Annotated in this window: 21 protein-coding genes; 9 read left to right on the plus strand and 12 right to left on the minus strand. The window is 73.4% G+C overall.

All coding sequences use genetic code 11. From position 1 onward, the window contains the following. Positions 1 to 2 precede the first annotated feature (2 nt). The 3 genes from JOE61_RS05565 to JOE61_RS05575 form a co-directional block, all read right to left on the minus strand. A complete protein-coding gene (locus JOE61_RS05565) occupies positions 3 to 335 on the minus strand; it encodes a hypothetical protein (protein ID WP_193669059.1) in 333 nt (110 codons plus the stop codon). A 71-nt stretch (positions 336 to 406) separates the two neighbouring features. Beyond that, positions 407 to 1333: an N-acetyl-1-D-myo-inositol-2-amino-2-deoxy-alpha-D-glucopyranoside deacetylase gene (gene mshB / locus JOE61_RS05570; protein ID WP_193669058.1), complete on the minus strand. Its 927-nt coding sequence runs from the start codon at positions 1331 to 1333 to the stop codon at positions 407 to 409. A gap of 10 nt (positions 1334 to 1343) precedes the next feature. Continuing rightward, a complete protein-coding gene (locus JOE61_RS05575) occupies positions 1344 to 2060 on the minus strand; it encodes a (deoxy)nucleoside triphosphate pyrophosphohydrolase (RefSeq protein WP_193669057.1) in 717 nt (238 codons plus the stop codon). A 91-nt stretch (positions 2061 to 2151) separates the two neighbouring features. Between JOE61_RS05575 and JOE61_RS05580 the strand changes: the two genes are divergently transcribed. Together JOE61_RS05580 and JOE61_RS05585 are read left to right on the plus strand one after the other, a co-directional pair. Next, complete coding sequence (locus tag JOE61_RS05580) at positions 2152 to 3105, plus strand: DMT family transporter (RefSeq protein ID WP_193669056.1); 954 nt, start codon at positions 2152 to 2154, stop codon at positions 3103 to 3105. Then, positions 3102 to 4037 carry a hypothetical protein gene (locus JOE61_RS05585; protein WP_193669055.1) on the plus strand — a complete coding sequence of 312 codons (936 nt, stop codon included), beginning with the start codon at positions 3102 to 3104 and terminating at the stop codon, positions 4035 to 4037. Before JOE61_RS05580 ends, JOE61_RS05585 begins: the two co-directional genes overlap by 4 nt. On the opposite strand, the gene JOE61_RS05590 is transcribed toward JOE61_RS05585, so the two are convergent. Further along, on the minus strand, positions 4018 to 4524 hold the full coding sequence (locus JOE61_RS05590) for a hypothetical protein (protein ID WP_193669054.1): 507 nt from the start codon (positions 4522 to 4524) through the stop codon (positions 4018 to 4020). The genes JOE61_RS05585 and JOE61_RS05590 overlap by 20 nt on opposite strands. A gap of 339 nt (positions 4525 to 4863) precedes the next feature. Then, the gene (locus JOE61_RS05595; protein WP_193669053.1) at positions 4864 to 8181 is read right to left on the minus strand and encodes a TonB-dependent receptor; all 3318 of its coding nucleotides are present in this window, start codon (positions 8179 to 8181) and stop codon (positions 4864 to 4866) included. Between the two features lie 366 nt (positions 8182 to 8547). Here JOE61_RS05595 and JOE61_RS05600 point away from each other — a divergent pair, with 366 nt between their 5' ends. From JOE61_RS05600 to JOE61_RS05610, 3 genes are all read left to right on the plus strand, one after another. Then, on the plus strand, positions 8548 to 10098 hold the full coding sequence (locus JOE61_RS05600; RefSeq protein WP_193669052.1) for a hypothetical protein: 1551 nt from the start codon (positions 8548 to 8550) through the stop codon (positions 10096 to 10098). A gap of 68 nt (positions 10099 to 10166) precedes the next feature. Beyond that, complete coding sequence (locus tag JOE61_RS05605) at positions 10167 to 11510, plus strand: HNH endonuclease (RefSeq protein WP_193669051.1); 1344 nt, start codon at positions 10167 to 10169, stop codon at positions 11508 to 11510. A gap of 59 nt (positions 11511 to 11569) precedes the next feature. Continuing rightward, the gene (locus tag JOE61_RS05610) at positions 11570 to 13180 is read left to right on the plus strand and encodes a sulfatase family protein (protein WP_193669050.1); all 1611 of its coding nucleotides are present in this window, start codon (positions 11570 to 11572) and stop codon (positions 13178 to 13180) included. A 15-nt stretch (positions 13181 to 13195) separates the two neighbouring features. On the opposite strand, the gene JOE61_RS05615 is transcribed toward JOE61_RS05610, so the two are convergent. Further along, a complete protein-coding gene (locus JOE61_RS05615; RefSeq protein ID WP_227491732.1) occupies positions 13196 to 14011 on the minus strand; it encodes a thioesterase family protein in 816 nt (271 codons plus the stop codon). Positions 14012 to 14113: 102 nt separating this feature from the next. On the opposite strand from JOE61_RS05615, the gene JOE61_RS05620 reads away from it, so the two are divergent. Further along, positions 14114 to 14326 (plus strand): hypothetical protein, encoded by a 213-nt coding sequence (locus JOE61_RS05620; RefSeq protein ID WP_193669049.1) that lies wholly within the window; start codon positions 14114 to 14116, stop codon positions 14324 to 14326. Between the two features lie 6 nt (positions 14327 to 14332). Here JOE61_RS05620 and JOE61_RS05625 read toward each other — a convergent pair whose 3' ends face one another. Next, entirely contained in the window at positions 14333 to 14668 is a 336-nt protein-coding gene (locus tag JOE61_RS05625) for a YnfA family protein (RefSeq protein ID WP_193669048.1), read from the minus strand. Positions 14669 to 14725: 57 nt separating this feature from the next. Between JOE61_RS05625 and JOE61_RS05630 the strand changes: the two genes are divergently transcribed. Further along, positions 14726 to 16231: an AtzH-like domain-containing protein gene (locus JOE61_RS05630; protein ID WP_193669047.1), complete on the plus strand. Its 1506-nt coding sequence runs from the start codon at positions 14726 to 14728 to the stop codon at positions 16229 to 16231. Positions 16232 to 16447: 216 nt separating this feature from the next. Next, positions 16448 to 17425, plus strand: coding sequence for a hypothetical protein (locus tag JOE61_RS05635; RefSeq protein WP_193669046.1), 978 nt, complete (start codon positions 16448 to 16450; stop codon positions 17423 to 17425). 117 nt (positions 17426 to 17542) lie between these two features. On the opposite strand, the gene JOE61_RS05640 is transcribed toward JOE61_RS05635, so the two are convergent. Both JOE61_RS05640 and JOE61_RS05645 read right to left on the minus strand, forming a co-directional pair. Beyond that, complete coding sequence (locus JOE61_RS05640; RefSeq protein WP_193669045.1) at positions 17543 to 18523, minus strand: SGNH/GDSL hydrolase family protein; 981 nt, start codon at positions 18521 to 18523, stop codon at positions 17543 to 17545. A 128-nt stretch (positions 18524 to 18651) separates the two neighbouring features. Further along, positions 18652 to 19209: a TetR/AcrR family transcriptional regulator gene (locus JOE61_RS05645; RefSeq protein WP_193669044.1), complete on the minus strand. Its 558-nt coding sequence runs from the start codon at positions 19207 to 19209 to the stop codon at positions 18652 to 18654. Between the two features lie 33 nt (positions 19210 to 19242). On the opposite strand from JOE61_RS05645, the gene JOE61_RS05650 reads away from it, so the two are divergent. Continuing rightward, positions 19243 to 19566, plus strand: coding sequence for a DMT family transporter (locus tag JOE61_RS05650; RefSeq protein WP_193669043.1), 324 nt, complete (start codon positions 19243 to 19245; stop codon positions 19564 to 19566). Here the strand turns inward: JOE61_RS05650 and JOE61_RS05655 are convergent. From JOE61_RS05655 to JOE61_RS05665, 3 genes are all read right to left on the minus strand, one after another. Then, positions 19550 to 20545 carry an alpha/beta hydrolase gene (locus JOE61_RS05655; RefSeq protein ID WP_193669042.1) on the minus strand — a complete coding sequence of 332 codons (996 nt, stop codon included), beginning with the start codon at positions 20543 to 20545 and terminating at the stop codon, positions 19550 to 19552. The genes JOE61_RS05650 and JOE61_RS05655 overlap by 17 nt on opposite strands. Positions 20546 to 20580: 35 nt before the next feature. Further along, positions 20581 to 20754, minus strand: a complete 174-nt coding sequence (locus JOE61_RS05660) for a hypothetical protein (RefSeq protein WP_193669041.1) — start codon at positions 20752 to 20754, stop codon at positions 20581 to 20583. Between the two features lie 120 nt (positions 20755 to 20874). After that, positions 20875 to 22410 carry a serine/threonine-protein kinase gene (locus JOE61_RS05665; RefSeq protein ID WP_193669040.1) on the minus strand — a complete coding sequence of 512 codons (1536 nt, stop codon included), beginning with the start codon at positions 22408 to 22410 and terminating at the stop codon, positions 20875 to 20877. Between the last annotated feature and the right edge of the window lie 23 nt (positions 22411 to 22433).

Here is a 22433-nt window from a genome sequence, read left to right on the forward strand (position 1 = left end):
ACCTACAGCGTTGAATCCTCGACCGCGGTCGTCGTCGGGTGGCGTCGCGGCACGCTCACCACCGCTCCCACCAGCACCACCAGGCCCAGGGTCAGCAGGGCGTAGCCGGCCAGGTCGGAGCCGACCAGGAAGTCGCCCTCGGGGCGCTGCTGGACCGCCTGCACCAGCAGCAGCACCAGCCCGAGCGCGAAGGCGACGCGGGTGGTGAAGCCGGGCGGGAGCGCGAGCAGCACCGCCACGACCGCGGCCGCGCCGAGGCCCAGGCCCCAACCGGTGGCGTGCACGAGCAGCACCGCCAGCCCGACCACGGCCCCCGCCAGCAGCAGGACCAGCACCCGCAGCGCGCGCCCGACGGTGGGCAGCAGGGCGGGCAGCAGGGCGGGCCGCAGGGTGGGCCGCAGCGCGCTCAGAGCCCCGCGAAGAGGTCGGTCTCGAGGCCGTCCTCCCCCACCGGCCCGAGCTCGCCCTTGACCAGGCGGTAGAACTCCACGCCCCAGGCCGTGGCGCCGACGTTGTTGGACAGGGCGAAGAACGGCCCGTCGGTGGTGATCTGGGTGGCGTGGGCGGCCAGCGCGGCCATCTTCGTGTCGACGTAGTCGGTCGCGTCGACACCGCAGGCGAGGTCCTCGTCGGCGGTGACGAAGTGCGGCAGCGGGCCGTCGGGGTCCATGCCCTCGAAGGTGGTGGTGTCGCCGGCGTCGCGCAGCGCGCGCAGCCCGGCGCGCATCCGGCTCTCCGACATGGCGCCCCAGTAGATCTTGGCGACGTCGTGGGCCGCGCCGAGCTCCTTGCGGTACGACGGCACCGCGGCGAGCTGGGCGGCGTACATCGCGACCCGGTGGGCCTGGATGTGGTCGGGGTGGCCGTAGCCGCCGAACTGGTCGTAGGTGACGAGGACCTGGGGGCGGACCTCGCGGATGACCTCGACCAGCAGGTCGGCGGCCTCGGTGAGGTCGGCGCGCCAGAACGCGTTGTCGTGGATGTCATCCGCCGCGATGGCATGGCCGTCGGCGTGCCACTTCATGCCCGAGTCGCGGAAGCGCCCGAAGCCACCGAGGAAGCGGTGGTCGGTGACGCCGAGGGCCTTCATCGCCGCGTCGAGCTCGGTGCGGCGGTGCTCGCCGAGGCGGTCCTCGCGGTCGGCGGCGAGGTGCTCGAGCTCGGGGACGAGGATCTCGCCCATCTCGCCGGCGGTGCAGGTCACCAGGGTGACGCCGCGGCCCTGGGCGACGTACTTGGCCATCGTGGCGCCCTGGCCGATCGACTCGTCGTCGGGGTGGGCGTGCACGAGGAGCAGGCGCTGGTCGCCGGAGGTCGTGGAGGTGGAGGGCATGGGCACGATCCTAGGAGTGCGCGCCAGGGCGCTTGATCCGCCGGGGGCCGCTCGGCAGCTCGAGGGGCGCGACCGGCTGCGCGGCGCTGGCGACGGTGTCGTCGTCGAGCCAGCCGTCGTGCTCGTCGACGAGCACCTCGACCAGCAGCTGCGGGGCGTCGGTGAGCACCGCCCAGGGGTGGTCCTCGTCGTCGTCCTCGCCGGCCAGGCGCTCGCGCTCGAGGCGGGCCTCGTAGCCGTCGGCGCGCAGCCGGCGCTGCACCTCGGTGGCGTCGTCCTCGTCGAAGAGCACCGCGCGCAGCACCCCGCGGTGCTGCTCGGTCTCGGCGGTGCGCAGCACGTGGCGCAGCTCGGGCAGGAAGGGCCGGTCGGCGACCATCCAGTCCAGCCCGCCGGGGCCGTCGAGCCCGTCGGCGCCGACCCAGGTGAGCCGGTCGTGCTCGCGGGGCTCGGGCTCGCCGTCGACGAGGCGGGCCACCGCCACCCGCAGCTCGAGGTGGTCGTCGATGACGCTGGCACCGCTCAACCAGGCGCTCACCTCGATGACGCAGCCGAGCTCCTCGGCGATCTCGCGCTCGAGCGCGTCGGCCGGCCGCTCGCCGGGCTCGACCTTGCCGCCCGGCAGCTCCCAGCGGCCCGCGGCCTCGGGTGGCGTGGTACGCCGGGCGGCCAGCACCCGCGCGCCCCGCACGATCGCCGCCCCCACCACCAGTCGCCGCTCACCCACGCCCCAACCCTAAGCCGCCCGTCCCGCCACGGTGGTTGAGGAGGTTGCGCAGCAACCGTCTCGAAACCACCGGATGGGGCAGGCTGGCCCCGTGACCTCTCGGGACGCCACCACTCCTCGCTCCGCTCCCCCGCCGGGCGCCGTGCCGCTGATCCCGGCGGCGGCGTTCGTGCTGGTGTGGTCGTCGGGCTACATCGCCGGCCCCGCGGGGGTGGCGGTGGTCGAGCCGTTCACGCTGCTGACGCTGCGCTTCGCCCTGGCCGCGCTGCTGCTGGCGCCGCTGGCGTGGTGGCTGCGCGGGCCGATGCGGATGACCCGCGACGAGGTGGTGCGGGTCGGGGCGGTGGGGCTGGTGCTCAACGCGGTGCAGTTCGGCCTGATGTACGTCGCCTTCGAGCTCGGGCTGGGCGCGACCCTCGCGGCACTGCTCCACTCGCTCTCGCCCGTGCTGACCGTCGTGCTGGCGGGGCTGCTGCTGGGTGAGCGGCTCACGCGGGTGCAGGTGCTCGGCTTCGCGGCGGGCGTGGTCGGGGTGCTGGTGGTGCTGGGCCCCGACGTCGACGGCGCGGGCGGCCCGGTCGGGCTGGTGCTGGGCATCGCGAGCCTGCTGGCGCTGAGCCTGGGCACCCTGGGCCAGCGCTGGATCCACGTCAGCGCCGACCCGATCTGGTCGGCGACGGTGCAGTGCGCGGTGGCGGCGGTGCCGCTGGGTGTGGTCGCAGTGGCCGTCGAGGGCACCGGCGGGGTGGACGACCCGGTGCTGGGCCTGGCGGCGATCGGCTACATCGCCGGCATCAACTCGGTGGTCGGGCTGCTGCTGCTGGGCGTGCTCGTACGCCGCGGCGGGGCCAGCGCGGGCGCCAGCGTGTTCTTCCTGATGCCGCCGGTGACCGCGGTGCTGGCCTGGGTCGCGTTCGGCGACACCCTGGGCCCGCGCCAGATGGTGGGGCTGGCACTGTCGGTGGTCGGGGTCGCAGTGGCGACCCGGGCCGGGCGCGCCCGCCGCGCCGCCACCACCCCGCGACTCGAGGAGCCGACCGCATGAGCCAGCCCGAGGTCGAGACGTCGTGGACCGACGAGGCGAGCGGGCTGCGGCTCGCGCGCAGTGCGGCGTACCCGCGGGTGCCGGGGGCGGTGGGCCTCGAGGGCGTGCCGCTGACCGGCAAGCTGCGGCGCAGCTGGGCGCTGGGCGCGCTCGGCATGAAGGCATGGACGTGGGAGCCGGCCGACCGCCGCGACCGGCAGTGGTGGCCGCAGGGCATCACGAGCGCCGGTGAGGGCGACGCGGGTCTGCTGGTGTCGTGGTACTCCAAGCAGGGGCTCTCGCGGCTCTCGGTCGTCGACACCCGCACCGGCTGGTACGCCCACGTCGCCCTGGCCGTGCCCCAGGTCGTCGACGACGGCAGCGTCGCGCTGGGCCCGTTGAAGGTGCACGCGGGCGGCCTGGCCCGCACCGGCCGCTGGCTGCACGTCGCGGCGACCGCGAAGGGCTTCTGGACCGCCCACCTCGACGACGTCGTCGAGGTCGACGGCGAGCTGGTGCTGCCGGTGCGCCACGCGCACCGCGGCTCGGCGCCCGAGGGCGTCGAGCCGCTGCGCTACTCGTTCATGTCGGCGGGCCCGTCGGGCCTGGTGGTGGGCGAGTACGCCCGCGGCAAGAAGACCCGGCGCCTGGCCCGCATCCCCGTCGACCCGGCCACCGGCCTGCCCTGCGGCGCCCCCGTCGTGGCCGGCGACGGCCCCGCGGGCATGCAGGGCGCCGTCGAGCGCGACGGCCGCTGGTCGGTGACGACCTCGCACGGCCCGTGGACGCCGGGCTCGCTGTGGACCGGCTCCCCCGACCCGCTCGTACGCCGCCGCTGGGCGACCCCGATGGGCCCCGAGGACCTGTTCGCCGACGCGGGCGGCGACCTGTGGACGGTCACCGAGCACCCGCGTCGGCGGTGGATCGTGCGGCTCAGCCCTTCCCGCAGGTGAACGAGGCGACGATGTCGACGGGGCCACCCTCGGTGGGGTTGGCGGCCGCGGCGATGTCGACCGCGGTCCCGTCCTCGGCGGCCTCGACGCCGGTCGGGTCGTCGGGCGGCGTGGTGTAGGCGACGTCGTCGACGGTCACCACGGCGCTGGTGGGGATGTCCCCGGCGCCGGCGAAGACCTGGATGGAGCCCTTCTTGCCGCTGTAGAGGTAGTAGGCGGCCGGCTCGCCGTTGGCGGGCTGCACCGACTCGCCCTTGCCCTTGAACGAGGTCTCGGTGGCGCCCGTCAGGTCGACCTTGACCTTGCAGTCACGCTGCTGGTCGCCGCTGCCGTCGTTCGTCACGCCGGTCTCCTCGTCGTAGCCCGCGGAGGGCGAGGAGGTCGAGTCGGGCTCTGCTGAGCTGTCGTCGTCGCCGCTGCAGCCGGTGAGGACGAGGGCGGTGGTGGCCAGGGCGGCCAGGGCGGTGGCGGGGTGGGTCAGACGCATGCCCCGAGTCAAACATCAGGCCCCACCACAAGGTAAAGCGGGGCCCTGTCGGTGGCCGACCCTGAAATGCCCACCGGGGCCGCACACGGTGTGTGCGGCCCCGGTGATGCAGCCGGACCAGAGCTGTGTCCTAAGGTGGACTAAGCGGTCCGGACCATTCTCAAGCAGCGGCAACAGAGAATGGCCCGGACCGCGTCTGTGTCTCCGGCTCAGTGAGCTGTGCTCAACGATCTCGCTCAGTTGACTGTGCACAGGAGTGGGGGCGCGTTCGGCTCCCCCGGGGAGAGTCGCTCCGGGGCGGCTGGGCCGCCCCGAAGCTCCTCACATGGTGGCGCTGGATCAGCGCGGCTTCTGGGTGTTCGACTTCGCCTTCAGCGAGGCCTCCGTGGCGGAGACCTTCGCGATGAAGCGGGTCTTCTTGTTCCCGTTGCGGTCCGCGACCTTGAAGGTCAGGGTGCCGCCCTCGGGGACGATGTCCTCGCGGACCTGCACCAGACGCTTGTTGCCCTCAGACTTCTTGCCACGGATCTTGAACAGCTTGACCGTGGCGCCCTCGGCCTCGTCGTCGACCTGGAAGCGGACGACGTCCTTCTTCGGGCCGTTGCTCGAAGCAGAGATGATCGCCTCGACGCTGACCGGCGTGATGACCTCGTCCTCCTCACCGAAGGTCACGGTGTCAGTGACCTGCGACTCAGGAACGACCTCGCCGTCGTCGTAGCCGATGGCCGTGACGGTGGCGGTGCCCTCCTGGGTGCCGGAGAAGACGTAGGAGACCTGGCCGTCCTCACCGGTTGCACGGGTCTCTCCAGCCGGGTTGCCATCACCCTGAGCGTCGGGGCCCGTACGGAAGAAGGCCACGTCGAACTCGATCGGCTCGCCGTTCTGGTCGGCAGCCGTGTAGGTCATGATGACCGTCGAGCCGACCGGAACGGTCTCCTCGCCATTCTGCGACAGCGTGTAGCTGCTCTCGGCGAAGTCGACCTCGTAGAACTCCGCGGCAGGACCGTCGCCCTCGATCTCGTTCGCGTCCTCGACGGTCTCGACGTCGAGCTCGTCGCCCTCGTCGTCACCGTCGGCCTCGAAGGTGGTCTCGTCGGCGTTCCAGGTGCCAGTCGGGGTCGCGTCGACCTCGACCTCCGAAGAGATCCTGAACTCCACGTTGTCGTTGAAGTCCGTCGTGACCTGGAACCCGTCAGCACCCTCGGAGGTGTCCGCGTCGGTGCCGACGACCTGACCGTTGTTGGTCTCGATGGTCACCGACTCGCCGCCGACAAGGTTGCCGAACTGGTCGGTCACCTGAACGTCGTAGGCGACATCGTCAGTGGTGGGGGCCATCGGGATGACGCCCGACTCCTGCAGGGACTCGCTGGCGAAGTCGATGAGGACCTCGCCACCGTTGAGGGGGTTGGCCGACGAGAACTTGTAGTCCTCGGTGTCGGTGTCTCCAGCGATAGCGGCGGTCACGTTGACAGTGGCCTGACCGTTGTCGTTGAAGTCCTCGCTGGCGCCCATGCCGATCTGGTAGTCGGCGGTGCCATCTTCACCGTCGGTGATGACCGTGATGGTCTGGCCCAGGTCGGTAAGACCGCCCACCTGGTCGCCAGCCTCGGCGTCCTCGGCGTCGACGTAGGTGCCGTCCGTGAAGAAGGCGTCGCCATCGACAGTCAGGGTCACCAGCAGGTCACCAGCCGGCTCCTCCTGGACACCGTCGACCTCGGGGTCGTCGGTCGTGGCGGTGACGGTGCCCGAGGTCGCAACACCGGGCGTACCCGTTGCGGTGTTCTCGGTGATCTCGACCGTGGTGCCCTCGGGGGCCTCGTCGGTGACGAACTGGATGTTCTCCAGCGTGTCCGAAGCGTCCGCGTTGCCGATGTCCTCGGTGGTCACGGTCTCGGCGGTCAGGTCAGCCGTGAGCTCGGAGCGAGGAGTGGTGTTGGCCGGGTCGAAAACGGCGACCTGCACGTTGCCCTGGGCGTCGGTGGTGTCCTCGGCCTGGGTCGCGCTGATCCGCTCGGTGCCCTCGGGCTGGTCCTCCTGCGGCGCCACGACGACGTCGGTGCCGTCCTGGGCGAGCGAGAAAGCAACGTCGCGGCCGGCCAGGGCCGTGCCGTCCTGAAGCTCCAGGCTGGCGGTGAAGGTGGCGTTGGTCCCGGCAGGGGCCGCGTTTGCCTGCGCGAACTCGAGCTCGGCCTCACCAGCCTTCAGCGTGAGGGCGTCGCCGGAGAGGTCGCCCGACCCCTGGCCCGGGGTGTCGTCCTGGTTGAGGTAGTACGTCAGGGCGTAGGTGCCCGCCTGGTCGTCGTACCCCTCGGGGAGCGGGATGACAGCCATCCCGTCCTCGTCGGTCGCCTCGGTGGTACCAGTGGTGACCTCAGCGTCCGGAGTCTCCTCGCCGGCCACGGGGAAGGCGTTGAAGGTCCAGGAGTAGTTGACAACCTGCCCGGCGACGGGCTCGTCGTTCTGGTCGGTCAAGGTGACGAAGATGTCACCCTCGCTGTACTCGTCGTTGTCGAAGGCCGCCCCGTCAGTCGACGTAGCCTCGAGGTCGGTCGGGGTCTGGGCCTCCTCGGTGATGGTGACCGTACGGCGGAAGTCCTTGCCGTTCTGGTACCCATCCTCGTCGTCGACGTTCACGTAGAAGGCGTAGGTCTCGCCGTTGGCGTCGCTGTCGAGGCCCTCGAAGACGGCCTCGCCCTGCGAGTTCGTGTACACCGCGTCGTCGAGCTCGGCACCACCCTCGGGCACCACCTGGGCGCCGACAACGGGGTTGCTCTGGGCGTCAAGGACGGTGACGGTGACGTCGGTCGACCCACCGGGGATGACCGTGGCGTCGTCGGCAGCAGCCGTGACCGTGCGGATCGACTGACGGTTGAGCTCGACCGCCTCAGCGTCGTCACCCTCCCCGTTGACGGTGGCGATGACGAGGGCCTCGTCGGCGACGTTGGTCGCGTCGATCGTCCCGTAGCCGGTGAAGTCCGCGGGGGCCGACCAAGTACGGGGGGTGGTGCCGCTCACGGTGCCGGAGACATCCGCGCTACGGCTGGCCTCGTTGTAGGGGGTGGTCACCTCAACGCCAGCAGCGCCGGTGACATCGGACGTGGTGCCCGACACGGCGCCGAGAAGCGCGGTCTGCTCCTCGTCCGTGTAGTTCTGCTGGAAGACACCGACCACGGAGTCGGGTGCGTTCGCGATGTCCACCGAGTCGGCGGTCGGGGAGACCGTGACCTGGTTGATCTCGGCATTGTCGCCCTCTGCCTGACCGGCGCCGAGGCCGAGCGCGCGGATCGCGACGTCGGTGTTGTAGAGGGCCGGAGCAGGGGTCCACTCGGTGGTGAAGTGGCCAGCTGCAGAGCGGCTGACCGTGGCGATGTTCACCCAACCCGTGGACTCGGCGGTCGCGTTCTCGTCCGGGTTGTACTGGAAACGGATCTGCTGGACACCGGTGCCGCCGTTGGCGACGAGGTGGACGGAGTTGTTGACACCGTCGTTGCTCACCGACGCCGTGGAGGCGGGCGTGTAGAGCTCGACGTCATTGGCGTCAGCCTGAGCCGAGAGGGGGGCGGCCGAGGCCGAGGATGCGAGGAACGGGAGACCCGAGATCGCCAGGGCGGTGATGGCCGAGCCGGCCAGCCCCCGCTTGATGCCGCTGCTGTTCATGGAGATGTGATCCTTCCGGATGTGTGTTGAGGACAGACCTCGACCGAGCCCGAGGTCATGCCACAGCGATCCCGAAGGCCGCTGTGAGCCCGGCGGACGCACAGTGCGCCCAGCCAGACGATCGCGACTCTAGGAAGGTAAAGAACGGTGATGTGGGTTTCTTGCAGCGAGGAAGGTTCTTTGCAATAACCGAGACGGTCATCACTAGTTGTGGGTATATAGCGCCACGGCATCGGGGCCGTGCCAGTGCTGTCGACCATGACCAGGAGAGCTGTTTTGCGAGGATCGGCCCGTCCGACCCGCCACAAGGCGCCCACCGACGCGGCAACCGCCGCGCCCACCAAGCGCCGCGGCAGACCCGTCCAGATGCCCGACGACCCCAGCACGATGCGTTCCCCCTCGTTCAACGCCGACGCCCGCACCTCGTGGCTGCTGGCCACGAGTCGCTCCTGTTCGGTCGACCCGACGGTGGCCAGCCGCAGCTCGTTCGTCGAGCGGCTGCGCGAGCTCGACGTCAGCGCCGACCTGAGCCGGGTGAGCCGTTGGGAGTCCGGCGCGCACACGGTGCCGGCCAAGGTGGTGCTCGGCTACGAGCGCGCCATCGGCGCCCCCGAGGGCGTGCTGCTCGCGGCCCAGCGAGGTGTGTTCCGTACCTCCGACCCGCGCACCCCCGTGCCAGAGGAGGTCCACTTCTCCCGGGACGACACTCCGGCCGACGAGCTGGTCTCCAACCTGCTGGGCCGGGCAACCGACCTCGCCTCCGCCATGAGCGGGGCCGACTGGCTGCACCTGGCCGTCGAGCTCACCCGCTTCGAGATGGTGCTGCTGCCCGCCGAGACCTGGTCCACCGTCTGCTCGCGCCTGATCAGCGAGCTGGCCCGCACCACCGGCGGTGACCGGCTGCGTCGCTACGAGGCCGCCATCACCCTGGTCTCCCACCCCGTGGCGCAGCGCCACGTCGTCCAGGCCCTCGGCGCCTGGCTCGTCGACCCGCAGGTGCAGGTCGTCAGCCCGATGCTCTCCCTGCTGCAGCACGTGCGCAACGACGGCGCCAGCAAGCTGGTGCTGCGCCTGCTCGACGCCGACAACCGGGCGCTGAGCCAGGGCGCGGTGCAGGTCGCGGCCGCGAAGGCGGCGCGCGGGCACTTCCAGGGAGCGGCCCTGGCGCTGCTCGAGCAGCGGGCCATCCGCGAGCTGGTCACCCCGCAGGGCCACAGCGGCATCGACATCCTCGACCTGACCACCCACCTGCCCGGGTCGTCGTACCAGCGGGTGTTGATGACCCTGCGCGACGCCCAGCTGCGCAACCGCGTGACCCAGGCCCGCGAGACGCGCTGCCTGCTCGTGCCCGAGACCAGCCGCACGCTGAGCCGCGACATCGCCACGAAGGCCCAGACCGCTAGCCCGAAGATGTACGCCGCCGAGCCCGACCTGCTGCTGCAACGACTGGTCGGCGAGGCGCTCTTCCACGTGCACGGCGCCCGACGCTCCATGGCGGTCAACCTGCTGCGGGTCAGCCCCTACGGCTCCTCGGTGGCCGACGCCTGCCTGAGCTTGGCCTCGGCCGACAGCGAGTTCGTCGGCGCGCGCGCCTGGGAGACCATCTGGCAGCTCGGCACGGGCAGCCGCCGCGACGAGGTCGTCCGCCTGGCCGGCAACGGACGCCACCCCTGGATGCAGCGACGAGCCCTGACCGCCCTCGGCCACAGCGGCGCCCCGCTCGACGACGTCGAGGCTGCGCAGGTGGTCGAGGCGACCCTCACCACCTCCCACCGGGGCGTGCGCAACGCGGGCCTGCTCGCGCTCGGACTGGGCTCCCCCAGCAGCCTCGGACTGATGGACTCGCTGCCCGCCGACCAGCGAGCGGCCGCCACCTGGTGGCTCAAGGTGGGCCCGAGCATCGTCGACGGCGACTGACGCAAGCCACTCTCCACAGCGCGCTCGAACCCCTAGCCGTCGAACTTGCGTTCGAGTAAAATGTGGTCATGGCACTCGCTCCCGCACCCGGTCTCGACCTGGCCGACCTCTCCGAGGTCGAGCTGGTCGAGGTGCTGCGCGCAGCCGAGGAGCAGAAGTGCCAGCTCGATGCGCTGCAGGTCGAGGTGACGGCGCGGCTCGACGAGGTCGTACGCCGCCGGCACGCCGCGGCCGGTCTGCCCGTCGAGCGGCAGGGTGTGGGGGTGGCCTCCCAGGTCGCCCTGGCCCGGCGGGAGTCACCCAGCCGTGGCGCCCGCCACCTCGGGCTGGCGAAGATCCTGGTGGCCGAGCTGCCGCACACGCTGGCCGCAATGCGCTCCGGGTGGTGCACCGAGTGGCGCGCCACCCTGGTGGCCCGCGAGACCGCGTGCCTGTCCCTGGAGGACCGACGCCGCATCGACGCGGAGCTAATGGCCGACCCGGCCACCACCGAGGGCTGGGGCGACCAGCGGCTCGTCAGCGCCGCCCGCGCCCGGGCCTACGAGCTCGACCCGCACGCCGCCCTGAAGCGCTCGCGCAGGGCCGAGGGCGAGCGGCACGTCTCGCTGCGGCCCGCCCCCGACACGATGACCTGGTTGACCGCGCTGCTCCCGGTCGCCCAAGGAGTCTCGGTCTACGCCGCGCTGACCCGGACCGCCGACCAGGCCCGTGCCGCTGGTGACGAGCGCTCCCGCGGCCAGGTGATGGCCGACGCCCTCGTGGCCTCCCTCACCACCCTGACCGCCCCCGCCAGCTCAGAGCCCGCCGAGCCGGCGCCAGTTCCTGGCCCGGTGCCGATAGCGGTCAACCTGACCGTCTCCGATGCCACCCTCCTCGGCGGCGGTCACGCCCCGGGCTGGATCGCCGGGTACGGCCCGGTGCCGGCCGGGGTCGCTCGCGACCTGGTCGCCACCGCGCTGGCGGAGGCGCAGGCCACACTCCGGCGGCTCTACACCACGAGCAGCGGCGCCCTGGTCGCGATGGACTCCCGCTCCCGCGCCTTCCCGGCCGCGCTGGGACTCTTCATCGACCTGCGCGACCAGTCGTGCCGCACCCCGTGGTGCGACGCCCCGATCCGCCACCACGACCACGTCGTCCCCGACCACGCCGGCGGCCCCACCAGCGCCGGCAACGGCCAAGGCCTGTGTGAGGCCTGCAACCAGGCCAAGGAAGCCCCCGGCTTCACCGCCACCGCCCACGACGGCGTCGTCACCACGACGACCCCCACCGGCCACCAGGCCCGCTCCAGGGCACCCGCCCTGCCACCCGGCGACCCACCGGCCCGGGAGCCCCGGGGGCTGGGTCCCGTGGTCCACCTCTACCGCCACCACCTCCAGGTCGTCCTCGCCGACGACTTCTTCCGCGCGGCCTGAGACCCAGAAACAATCGACCTTCGAGGCAACCGACCGCCCACCAGGACCGTCTACGAGGCATGAGGTTCTCGGGACTGCCGACGCGGGTGCGCGTCGGAGGCAGCGTGCTGGTGGTGGTCGCCGCCGTGGTGCTGGCGCTGATCGTCGCCACCTGGCCCGCCCAGACCAATGACGGCGAGCGGCCCAAGCGGCCCGCGCGCGGCGAGCGGGCGGCGTACGCGCCGGAAGAGCAGGGCCCGCGCAGCGAGCCGACGCCGGCGGCCGGGCAGACCGTGGCCCTCGAGCCGCGGCAGCGCCAGCCGCGGCCCAACATCGTGCTCCTGACCACCGACGACCAGAGCGACGCCGAGCTGCGGTTCATGCCACGCACCCGGCGGCTGATCGGCGACGTGGGCATCGACCTCACCGACGCCATCAACCCGCACCCGCTGTGCTGCCCGGCGCGCGCCGAGATCCTCACCGGCGAGTACGCGCACAACAACGGGGTGCGCCACAACGACGGGCCCTACGGCGGCTGGCCGGCCTTCGTGGCCAGCAACGCCGAGGAGAACCTCGGGCCCTGGCTTCAGCGCGCCGGCTACCGCACCGGGTTCGTGGGCAAGAACCTCAACGAGTACACCTTCGACGACCCGCGCCCGCCCGGCTGGGACTTCTTCTCCCCCACCGGCGCGCGCACCTACTCCTACTACGGCACCACCTTCTACAACGACGGCGAGCCCCGCGGGTACGGCGAGAAGTACGTCGCCGACATCGTGCGCGACGAGACGACGCGGCTCATCAAGCGCTGGGCCGCCGAGCCCGAGCCGTTCTTCCTGTGGGCCTCCCACGTCGGCCCGCACGCGGCGTACGTCGACGGGTGGCGCTCCCCGGTGCCCGCCCGGCGCCACGCCGACCTGTTCGGCGACCTCGAGGTCAGCACTCGCACCAAGGCCTCCTTCAACGAGGCCGACGTCTCCGACAAGCCGGCCGCGCTGCGCGAGCGGGCCCCGGTCTCGCTGCGCAAGCTGACCCGCCAGGTGCGCGACCGCGCCCGCTCGCTGCAGGCGATCGACCAGGCCAACGCCGCCACCATCCGCGCGCTGCGCCGCAGCGGCGAGCTCGACGACACCCTGGTGGTCTTCGTCAGCGACAACGGCTTCCTGCTCGGTGAGCACCGCTTCTTCGGCAAGGACGTGCCCTACGACGAGGCGCTGCAGGTGCCGATGCTGGCCCGCGGCCCCGGGATCACCCCCGGCACCACCAGCCGCGCCACCGCCACCCTCGTCGACCTCGCCCCCACCTTCCTCGACCACGCGGGCGTGCTCGAGCAGGTGCGCGCCGCCGGCCACACCGACGGCATCAGCCTGCGCCCCGTGTGGGGCAGGGGCGCGCCGGTCAACGACACCTCGCTGATCCAGGCCGGCACCAGCGACCCCGAGGCGCTGGCCGCCTACGGCTGGGCGTGGCGCGGGGTGCGCACCGGCCGCTACACCTACACCCGCTGGTGGGACGGCTTCGAGGAGGTCTACGACCGCCGCCGCGACCCCGGAGAGCTGCGCAACGTCGCCGCGCAGGCGTCGTACGCCGGGGTGCGGCGCGAGCTGCGCCGGCGCCTCCGGCGGCTGGGCGACTGCGCCGGGGTCAAGGAGTGCGAGCAGCAGGACTTCGGCGCGGTGCCCTCGCCGCGCTGAGCCGGGCGGGCCGGGTCAGGCGGGCCGCGGGGCCAGCGCCAGCTGGCGCGACTGGGCGACCAGGCGCCCGGTGGAGTCCCAGACCTCGCAGTCCTCCTCGAACATCCCGCCGGCCAGGTTGCGGGTGTGGTGCTGCACCTTGAGCCAGCCCGGCGCCGGCTTGGCGCGCACGTGGGCGGAGAGCTCGATGGTCGGCGCCCAGCCCATCAGGCCCAGGTCGAAGGTGACCGGCGGCAGCGCGTCGAGCACCAGCAGCAGCGACAGCGGGTCGGGCTCGCGCTCCCCCTCGAGGCGGAACCACGCCTGGAAGCGCCCCATCCCGCTCGGCTCCCCCGTCGTCCAGCCCGCCTGCTCGCGCGGGAAGCGCATGTCGAAGCGCGACATCAGCGGCGCCATCTCCAGCACGTACGACGGCGCGTCGGCGCGCCCCACGCACTCCTCGAGCGGCGGCAGGTCGGGCTCGGTCGCGGTGGTGCGCACGTCGCCGTCGAAGCGGTCGAGGTCGGAGTAGGTGGCCAGCACGCTGAGCCGGGTCGCGTCGTCCTGCTTCAGCTCGGCCGCGACGGTCGACATCCGGCCCCCGGCCCGCTTGACCTCGACGTCGATGGTGGCCGGGCCGGCCTCGGCGGCGGAGAGGAAGTAGGCGCTGACCGCCACCGGGTCGGGCTTGTCGCCCAGGTGGGTGCTGATCGCGGTGCCGAGCACGGCCAGCTGGTAGCCGCCGTTGAGGCCGCCCCCGACCTTCCAGCCCGGGGCGAGCTGGGCGGCGTACCGGCCCTCGCCGGCGGGGGTCACGGTGGTGTCGACGTCGAACTCGGCCTGCATGGTCATGGGCAGAAAGTACCGACACCGCCTCCCCGCGGGTGAAGCCGGTCGGCCCGTGGGCGGGCAGGGTGACGGGCATCCCCAGCCACCCGACCCACGGAGGACCACATGGGCACCCTGCACGGCCGCGACGACCAGCCGCTCCACACCGAGGGCGTGCCCGCCGAGGAGGGCATCTCGCAGGCCGACGCCGCCGAGCGGCTCGACCAGGACCCCGACGAGCAGCTCAACGCCACCGACCCCGACTCCGACGTCGACCTGCACGCGCCCCAGGAGCGGGTCTCGGGCACCGGTGACGACGCCGGGCACGACGGGGACTGAGCGGGCTCAGCCCGCCCGCGGGGAGTACATGATCACCGCGACGCCGACCAGGCAGACCAGCGCGCCGGTGACGTCGTACCGGTCGGGGCGGAAGCCGTCGACGACCATCCCCCAGGCCAACGAGCCGGCCACGAACACCCCGCCGTACGCCGCCAGGATGCGCCCGAAGTTGGCGTCGGGCTGCAGCGTGGCCACGAAGCCGTACAGGCCCAGCGCGACCACGCCGGCGCCGATCCACAGCCAGCCGCGGTCCTCGCGCACCCCCTGCCAGACCAGCCAGGCGCCCCCGATCTCGGCGAGGGCGGCCAGCACGAACAACAGCAGCGAGGCGACGACGGGCACGCCTGCAGTCTCGCAGCCCGGCGGGCAGGGCAGACTCGGCGCCGTGGAGCAGCAGCGATGACAGCATCTTCCGGCCCCGCCCTGCCCGTGCCCGACGGGCTGGTGGAGGCCTTCCGCGACTACGAGCGCGCGGTCGCCGAGCGCGACACCGCCGCGCTGGCGCGCTTCGTCGCGCCCGGCGCCAGCACCCTGGCCGGCGACCCGCGGGGGCTGCTGGTCGGCAGCGATGCGATCACGGCGTACGCCGCCGCCCCGGGCACGCGGCGCCTGGTGCAGACCCACGTGCAGGTCACCGACCCCGACCACGCGCTGGTGGTGGCGCTGACCGAGCACGAGTCGGGCGGGCGCGGGCAGCAGACCCAGCTGTGGGCGCGCACCGACGCCGGCTGGGTCGTCACCGCCGCGCACACCTCCGAGCCGGCCCCCGCCCTCGACACCCGCGTGTGGCGCGTGGTGGGCGACCCGCTGGTGCCCGGCACCCCCGGCGGCCCGCTGTCGGGCGAGAGCGTCGCGGTCAAGGACGTCTACGCCGTGGCCGGGCACCCCGTCGGCGGCGGCAACCCCGCCTGGGAGGCCGCCGCGCCCATCGAGCGCGGCGACGCCAAGGCCGTGCTCGGGCTCGTCGAGGCCGGCGCCGACCTGCGCGGCATCGCGCGCACCGACGAGCTGGCGTGGTCGCTCTTCGGCACCAACCCGCACTACGGCGCCCCGCCCAACCCGCGCGCACCGTACCGGGTGCCCGGCGGCTCGTCGTCGGGCCCGGCCAGCGCGGTCTCGCTCGGCCACGCCACCATCGGGCTCGGCACCGACACCGGCGGGTCGGTGCGGGTGCCGGCGGCCTACCAGGGCCTGTACGGCGTGCGCACCACGCACGGCGCGATCGGCACCCACGGGGTGCTGGCGCTGGCGCCCAGCTTCGACACCGTCGGCTGGCTGACCCGCGACGCCGACCTGCTCGCCCTGGTCGGCGACGTGCTGCTGCCCGACAGTGCTGCACGCGGCAGCTCCGAGCTGGTGCTGGTGCCCGAGCTGCTCGACCTCGCCGAGCCCGACGTGCGCGAGGCGGTCGAGGGCTGGGTGGCCACCCAGGGCCTGGTGGTGCGCGAGAGCTGGTCGCTCGGCGAGCTCGCCGAGTGGCGCCGCGCGTTCATCACCTGGCAGTCGTGGGAGGCCTGGACCGTGCGCGGCGCCTGGCTGCGCGAGCGCCTCGACGTGCTCGGCCACGAGGGCCGCGCCCGCTTCGAGCACGCCTCGAGCATCGACGAGAGCACCGCCGAGCGGGCCCAGGGCGTGGTGCAGGCCGCCCGCGCCCGGCTGCGCGAGCTCGTGGGCGACCGGGTGCTGGTGGCCCCGACCACCCCGTCGGTGGCGCCGCTGCTCGGCAGCGACCTGGCCTCCCTGCGCGAGCCGACGCTGGCGCTGGCCTGCCTGGCCCCGCTCGCCGGCCTGCCCGCCGTCAGCCTCCCGCTGCGCACCGCCGCCGGGCTGCCGTGCGGCGTCAGCCTCACCGCCGCCCCCGGTCGCGACCGCGACCTGCTTGCCCTCGCCGCCTCCCTCGCCTGACGCTCGGCCGGCCTGCAGGAGTCCCCGGCCAGCCGGGGACTCCCGCGCATGTCAGGGGTTGCACCACCCATCAAGCGCAGGAGAAGGCCGACAAGTCCACGCCGGCCACGCCGAGCTCCGCGCCACTTCTCGTCCACAGCAGGCGCCTCCAGCGCCGCCGTCCACCGCGCCCGAGCGAGCTCCCCGGACGGGCCGCTGGGCGGGCAACTCTGCGGCATGGACGACATCACGCCACTGGACCCCCTGCTCACTCCCATCCACCTGCGCAAGCAGCTGATCGACGCCGGCTGGAGCGACCGCGGCATCGCCCGCGCCCTGGCTCGCGGCGACCTCGCCAAGGTCCGGTGGGGCGCCTACGCCACCAAGGCGGCGTACGACGCGCTCGACGACGGCGGCCACAACGGGTTGCGCGCCCGGGCGGTGGTGGCCCAGGCCGGCACCGATCTGGTCGTCTCGCACGTCTCGGCGCTGCCGTTCTGGGGCGCCCCGACCTGGGGCTTCGCGCTCGACACGGTGCACGTGACCCGACGCGACCGGAAGGCCGGGCGCCGCGAGGCCGGTGTCCAGCAGCACCGCGGCCGGTTGCTGCCGGGAGACACTGTCAGCCGTGGCGGGGTGGTCGTCTCCTCGCCGACCCGGCTCGCGATCGAGGTCACCACGACCGGGCGCACCGAGGCCGCCCTGTGCGTCGTCAACGACCTCCTGCACCGCAAGCTGACCACCCGCAAGGAGCTCGAGACCCGCTACCTCGCGCTCGACGACGAGGTCGACGCGCCGATGGACCACTGGCCCGGCACCCTCACTGCCAACATCGTGCTGCGGTTGTGCGACGCGCGCCTGGAGTCGGTCGGCGAGAGCCGCCTGTTCCACCTCTGCTGGGTGCACGGGCTGCCGCTGCCGATCCCGCAGTACGAGGTGCGCGACCGGCACGGCCGGCTGATCGCCCGCGTCGACTTCGCCTGGCCCGAGCTCGGCGTCTTCATGGAGTTCGACGGCAAGATCAAGTACACCAAGCTCCTGAAGCCCGGCGAGAGCATCACCGAGGTCGTGCTGCGGGAGAAGAGGCGCGAGCAGGAGGTCTGCGAGGCCACCGGTTGGCGCGGCATCCGCGTGGACTGGCCCGACCTCGAGCGCGCCCAGGCCACCGCGCAGCGCATCGCCCAGGTCCTCACGCCGCCCTCGCTCAGCGCCTGAGCGGCGTACGTCGCCGCACTTGTCAGCCGTCTCCGTCGCTTGTGGGGCGATGCAACCCCTGACCAGTGCAGGAGTCCCCGGCCGGCCGGGGACTCCTGCAGCCCCCGGCCACGGTGCTCAACGGAAGACGTCGGGGTCGGTGTCGCGCAGGTGCTGCAGCAGGTACGCCGCCTGGGCGCGGGCGCCGGCGGCGTTCGGGTGCGCGGGCACCCCGACGGCGGGGTCATTGGCGGAGGGGCCGTAGGTCTCGGCCCAGCGCACCTGCGGCGCCTGGCACAGGTCGTGCCCGGCGCTCTGGCGGTAGGTGTTGACCACCTCGGCCCCGCCGCGGCGGGCGGCGCGGTGCACCATCTTGTTGAGCTGGCGGAACTTCGCGGAGATGTAGGCCATGTCCTCGTCGGTGGCCGGCAGGGTCGGGTAGCAGCCGTGGTCGGGCACCACGTCGAGGTAGTCCATCACCAGGATCCGTGCCAGCGGAGCCCGGCGGCGGATCTGGCGCAGCGCCTTGACGAGCTTGATCTCGGAGGCGCGGATGCGCTGCGCCAGCTGGTCCTTGCCGCCGGCGGTGTACTTGGCCTTGCAGCCGCCGAGGGGCAGGCCGGGGCCGCTGTCGGAGACCGGGTTGGCGACGGGCACCAGGTTGAGGCAGTCGAGCCCGGCGCCGGCGATGCCGGCGTCGTTGCCGCCGATGCCGACGCTGACCAGGTCGGTGGTGCGGCTGAGCCGGTCGAACTGCGGCGGATTGGTGCCGCCGAGCGGGAGCCCCTCCTGCGGGCGCCGGAAGTGCTTGGTGGTCGCCGAGCCGCACGACGCGTCGCGGAACACCGGCACTGAGATCGCCTCGGCCACGATCTTGGGGTAGTTGGTCTTCGACTGCGCGCAGTCGATCGGCGCGTGGGTGGTGTCGGGCAGGCCGTAGCGGTCGACCAGCACGACGTCGGCGGTCCAGGAGTCGCCCAGGGCGACGTACTCGGTGAAGGCGGGCAGGCGGCGCTCCTGCGAGGCCGCAGCCACGGTGGAGCCGGCGCCCGGCGCGACCAGCAGCGCGCCGACCAGGGGGGCGAGGAGACCGAGGAGGGCCAGCGGGCGGGTCGTCATGCCCTCCTCAACGGGCGGCGGTGACGGAGGTCACGCCCAAGCCCGAGGCAGGACTTGTCAGCCTTCTCCTGCGCTTGATGGGTGGTGCAACCCCTGACAAGCGCAGGAGTCCCCGGCCGGCCGGGGACTCATGCAGGGGCCTCCGCCAGTCCCTGCGCGGCCCGGGCCAGGTCGTCGACCACCCCGGCGAGCTGGTCGGAGGACTCGGTGGCCAGGTCGACGTGCAGGCCGAGCAGGGAGGCGTCGACCAGGCGCACCACGCGGCGGGCGCGGCGCGGCGGGGCGCCGCAGCGCACGAAGTACTCACGCAGGGCGGCGGCCCACTGCTCGTTGCTGGCCTGCACGTCGCTGCGGTAGGGCTCCTCGCCGAGCAGCCCGGTGGCGGCGGCCTGCAGGTAGATCGTCAGGCAGCCGCCCAGCGGGGTGGCGCCGAAGGAGTCCCACAGCCCGTGCACGCCCGCACGCACGGTGCGTCGCGCGGGCAGCGCCTCGAGGGCGGCCACGGCGCGCTCGTTGACCCGCTGCACCACCGCCGAGACCAGCGCGTCGCGGTTCTCGAAGTGGTAGATCAGCATCCGGTCGCTGGTGCCGATCGCGGCCGCGAGCGGGCGCAGCGTCAGCCCGATCAACCCGTGCTCGAGGACGTGGTCGGTGACCTCGTCGAGCAGCTCCTCGCGGCGTGGCATCCGACTATTGTAGCGATCGCTACACTCGACGTCGTGCCTGCAGCCCTGCTCCTCGCCGCCGCCATCGTGGTCGAGGTCGCCGCGACGGCCACCCTGCCGCGCACCGACGGCTTCACCCGCCCCGGGTGGACCGCCGTCGTCGTCGCCGGCTACGCCCTCGCGCTGTGGATGCTGTCGCTGGTCGTGCGCACGATGCCGATCTCGGTGGCGTACGCCGTGTGGGCCGGCCTCGGCACCGCCCTGGTCGCGGCCGTCGGGGTCGTCTTCCTCAGTGAGCCGCTCGGCTGGCTGCGCGCGGTCTCGCTGGGCATGATCGTGGTGGGCGTCGTGGGCCTGAACCTCACCGGCGCCCACTGAGCGGGGGCGCCTCGCCCAGGTGCCGGCGCTGGTCGTCCACCACCGCGGCGGCCGCGGCCCGGGCGCTGCGGGCCAGGTACGGGAAGCTCAGGAAGCCGTGCGGCATCAGGTGGAACTCCTCCACCCGCGCCGGCGTGCCGGCCGAGACCAGCGCCTCGGCGTAGCGCACCCCGCTGTCGTGCAGCGGGTCGAGCCCGGCGACCACCACCACGGCCGGCGGCAGGCCCGACAGGTCGCGCGCCAGCACCGGCGAGAGCCGCCAGTCGGTCGGGTCGACGCCCTCGGGCAGGTAGTGGCCGTAGAAGATCTCGAGGTCGTCGTTGCTGAGCACGATCCCGCGGTTGCCGACGTACGACGCGTGCTCGCGCAGCGACTCGGTCAGGTCGGTCGCGGGGTAGAGCAGCGCCTGGTGCCGCACCTGCGGCCCGCCCTCGTCACGCGCGCGCAGCGCCAGCACGGCGGCCAGGTTGCCGCCGGCGCTGTCGCCCATCAGCCCCAGGCGCTCCGGGTCGGCGCCGAGGGCGGCGGCGTGCTGGGCGGTCCACAGCAGCGCCTCGTAGCAGTCCTCGAGCGCGGCGGGGAAGCGGTGGGTGGGGGCCAGCCGGTAGTCGACGGCCACCACGACGGCGTCGAGCTCGTCGGCGACGGCGCTGCACAGCCAGTCGCCCTGCCGGGCGCTGCCGAGGACGAAGCCCCCGCCGTGCAGGTGCAGCACCACCGGGCGCGGCGTCGGCGCCGGGCGCTGCGGCACGTAGAGGCGCAGCGGCAGCTCGCCGTGGGAGGCGGGGAAGGTGCGGGTGCTGATCCGCACGCCGCGCCGGGGGCGACCGAGGAGGAGGTTGGCCGGGCCTCGGGAGGGGATGGTGGTCCCCTGGACCCGGCGCAACCTCTCCTCGCTCATCCGGGCGACCGACATCGCGGGCGCGGCGCGGAAGAGCCTGTCCAGCGCGCGCACGCCCAGCGGTGGTCGCTCGGTCACTGCTGCCCGGTCCTGCGGGTGGTTCCGGTGCCGGGTCAGCGGCGGGTGAAGCGGCTGAGGATGCCGCGCACGCCCTTGCCGATGGCGGCGTCGGTGCCGCCTCCGCGGGTCGCGCCGCCACCCATGCTGCCTCCGGTCATGCCGGCACCGCCCGTGCGGGCGCCGCCTCCGCCTCGACCGAGGACCTTGGACAAGATGCTGCCGATCATGGTGTCTCCCTCCTTGCCGGCGCGAGCGCCGGCGACGGTGTGTGCTGCCTGGGCTCCTACCCACTCCGCGGGCGGGTCATGCCGACTCACCCCCCTGGTGCGGAGGGTGCTGCGGACGGCTCAGACGACCCGGTCGCCCACGATGCGCAGCTCGCCGCCGACCCGGCCCACGTCGATGCGGCGGGTCTCGCGCGAACCGCCGTCGTAGGTGAGGGTGACGTCGACGCTCCCGCCGCCCACGTCCTGCACCGCGACGATCTCGACTCTCGAGATCCCCGACCAGAACCCGTCGTAGCTGTCGCGCCCGATCTGCTCCTGCAGCGACGGGCTGAGCGTCGCCCAGCCGGCGTCGCGGTCGCCGGGCAGCACCGCGTAGTAGTCCTCGACGAGCCCGACCGCCTCTCCGCCGCTGGCACCCTGGGTGGGCTCGGTGTCGTCGGGCTCCTCGGTGGGTTCCGTGGCCTCCTGCGTCGGCTCCGAGGTCTCCTCGGTGGGCTCGTTCTCCTCGGTCGGCTCGGGCGAACCGGAGGGGGCCGAGGTGGTCTCGTCGGCGCTCGGGGCGCCGTCGTCGTCACCGGTGGTGGCCAGCAGCGCGAGGCCGCCGATGGCCAGCACCAGCACCACGATCACCGCGGCCACCCACCAGCCCGCCGTCGTACGCCGCTGCCGCTCGCGGCCCGGCTCGGGCGCCGGGGCCGGCACGGGCTCCGGCTCGGGCGCCGGCTCGGGCTCGGGCTCGGGCGCAGGAGACGAGGCCGCGGCCGCCGCGGCCGGTGCTGCGGCGGGGACGGGGGCGGGGAAGACCTGGGTCGCGGCGCCGTCGTCGTCGGCCCGCGTGTCCTGCACCCCGGCCCCGCCGGCGGCCACGTCGTGCAGCTCGCGCGCCACCTGGGCCATCGACCAGCGCACCTCGGGGTCGGGGTCGAGCATGTGCCCGATCACGCCGGCCAGGGCACCGGCGCGCCGGGGCGGGTCGGGGCTCTCCTGGGCGATCGCGGCCAGGGTGGCGATCGCGTTCTCGCGGGGTGCGTAGGGCTGGCGGCCCTCGACGGCGGCGTACAGCGTGGCGCCGAGCGCCCACACGTCGGAGGCGGGCGACGACTCGGCGCCGCGGGCCAGCTCGGGCGAGAAGTAGGCGGGGGTGCCGGTCAGCAGCCCGGTCTGGGTGCGGTGCTCGTCGGCGGCGTTGCTGCGGGCGATGCCGAAGTCGGAGATCTTGGCGTGGTCGCCCTCGGCGACCAGCACGTTGCCGGGCTTGACGTCGCGGTGCACGGTGCCGCGCTCGTGGGCCAGTGCCAGCCCATCGGCGACCTGCGCGCCGATTGCCGCGGCACGGCGCGGGTCGAGCGGTCCCTCCTCACGCGCCAGCTGCGAGAGCGTGCGCGAGGGCACGTACTCCATCACCAGCCAGATGGTCTCGCCCTCGTCGACGGCGTCGAAGACCGAGACGACGTTGGGGTGCTGCAGCGCCGCCGAGCTGCGCGCCTCGCGCAGCCCTCGCGCCAGGTCGGCCGCCTCGCCGGGCAGCGCGCCGATCTGCTTGACCGCGACCTCGCGACCCAGCATCTCGTCGCGGCACAACCACACCGCGCCCATCCCGCCCCGGCCCAGCTCGCGCTCCACGCGGTAGCGCCCGGCGATCAGCTGCGGTGCCATCACTCTCCCTCCGACGACTGCGC

Source organism: Nocardioides salarius (genome assembly GCF_016907435.1).
Taxonomy (GTDB): Bacteria; Actinomycetota; Actinomycetes; order Propionibacteriales; family Nocardioidaceae; genus Nocardioides; species Nocardioides salarius.

Coding starts and splice junctions, on each gene's coding strand:
- mshB (WP_193669058.1), bottom strand. CDS start 1,333: ATGCCCTCCACCTCCACGACCTCCGGCGACCAGCGCCTGCTCCTCGTG.
- JOE61_RS05585 (WP_193669055.1), top strand. CDS start 3,102: ATGAGCCAGCCCGAGGTCGAGACGTCGTGGACCGACGAGGCGAGCGGG.
- JOE61_RS05590 (WP_193669054.1), bottom strand. CDS start 4,524: ATGCGTCTGACCCACCCCGCCACCGCCCTGGCCGCCCTGGCCACCACC.
- JOE61_RS05595 (WP_193669053.1), bottom strand. CDS start 8,181: ATGAACAGCAGCGGCATCAAGCGGGGGCTGGCCGGCTCGGCCATCACC.
- JOE61_RS05600 (WP_193669052.1), top strand. CDS start 8,548: ATGCCCGACGACCCCAGCACGATGCGTTCCCCCTCGTTCAACGCCGAC.
- JOE61_RS05605 (WP_193669051.1), top strand. CDS start 10,167: ATGGCACTCGCTCCCGCACCCGGTCTCGACCTGGCCGACCTCTCCGAG.
- JOE61_RS05610 (WP_193669050.1), top strand. CDS start 11,570: ATGAGGTTCTCGGGACTGCCGACGCGGGTGCGCGTCGGAGGCAGCGTG.
- JOE61_RS05615 (WP_227491732.1), bottom strand. CDS start 14,011: ATGACCATGCAGGCCGAGTTCGACGTCGACACCACCGTGACCCCCGCC.
- JOE61_RS05620 (WP_193669049.1), top strand. CDS start 14,114: ATGGGCACCCTGCACGGCCGCGACGACCAGCCGCTCCACACCGAGGGC.
- JOE61_RS05630 (WP_193669047.1), top strand. CDS start 14,726: ATGACAGCATCTTCCGGCCCCGCCCTGCCCGTGCCCGACGGGCTGGTG.
- JOE61_RS05635 (WP_193669046.1), top strand. CDS start 16,448: ATGGACGACATCACGCCACTGGACCCCCTGCTCACTCCCATCCACCTG.
- JOE61_RS05640 (WP_193669045.1), bottom strand. CDS start 18,523: ATGACGACCCGCCCGCTGGCCCTCCTCGGTCTCCTCGCCCCCCTGGTC.
- JOE61_RS05645 (WP_193669044.1), bottom strand. CDS start 19,209: ATGCCACGCCGCGAGGAGCTGCTCGACGAGGTCACCGACCACGTCCTC.
- JOE61_RS05660 (WP_193669041.1), bottom strand. CDS start 20,754: ATGATCGGCAGCATCTTGTCCAAGGTCCTCGGTCGAGGCGGAGGCGGC.
- JOE61_RS05665 (WP_193669040.1), bottom strand. CDS start 22,410: ATGGCACCGCAGCTGATCGCCGGGCGCTACCGCGTGGAGCGCGAGCTG.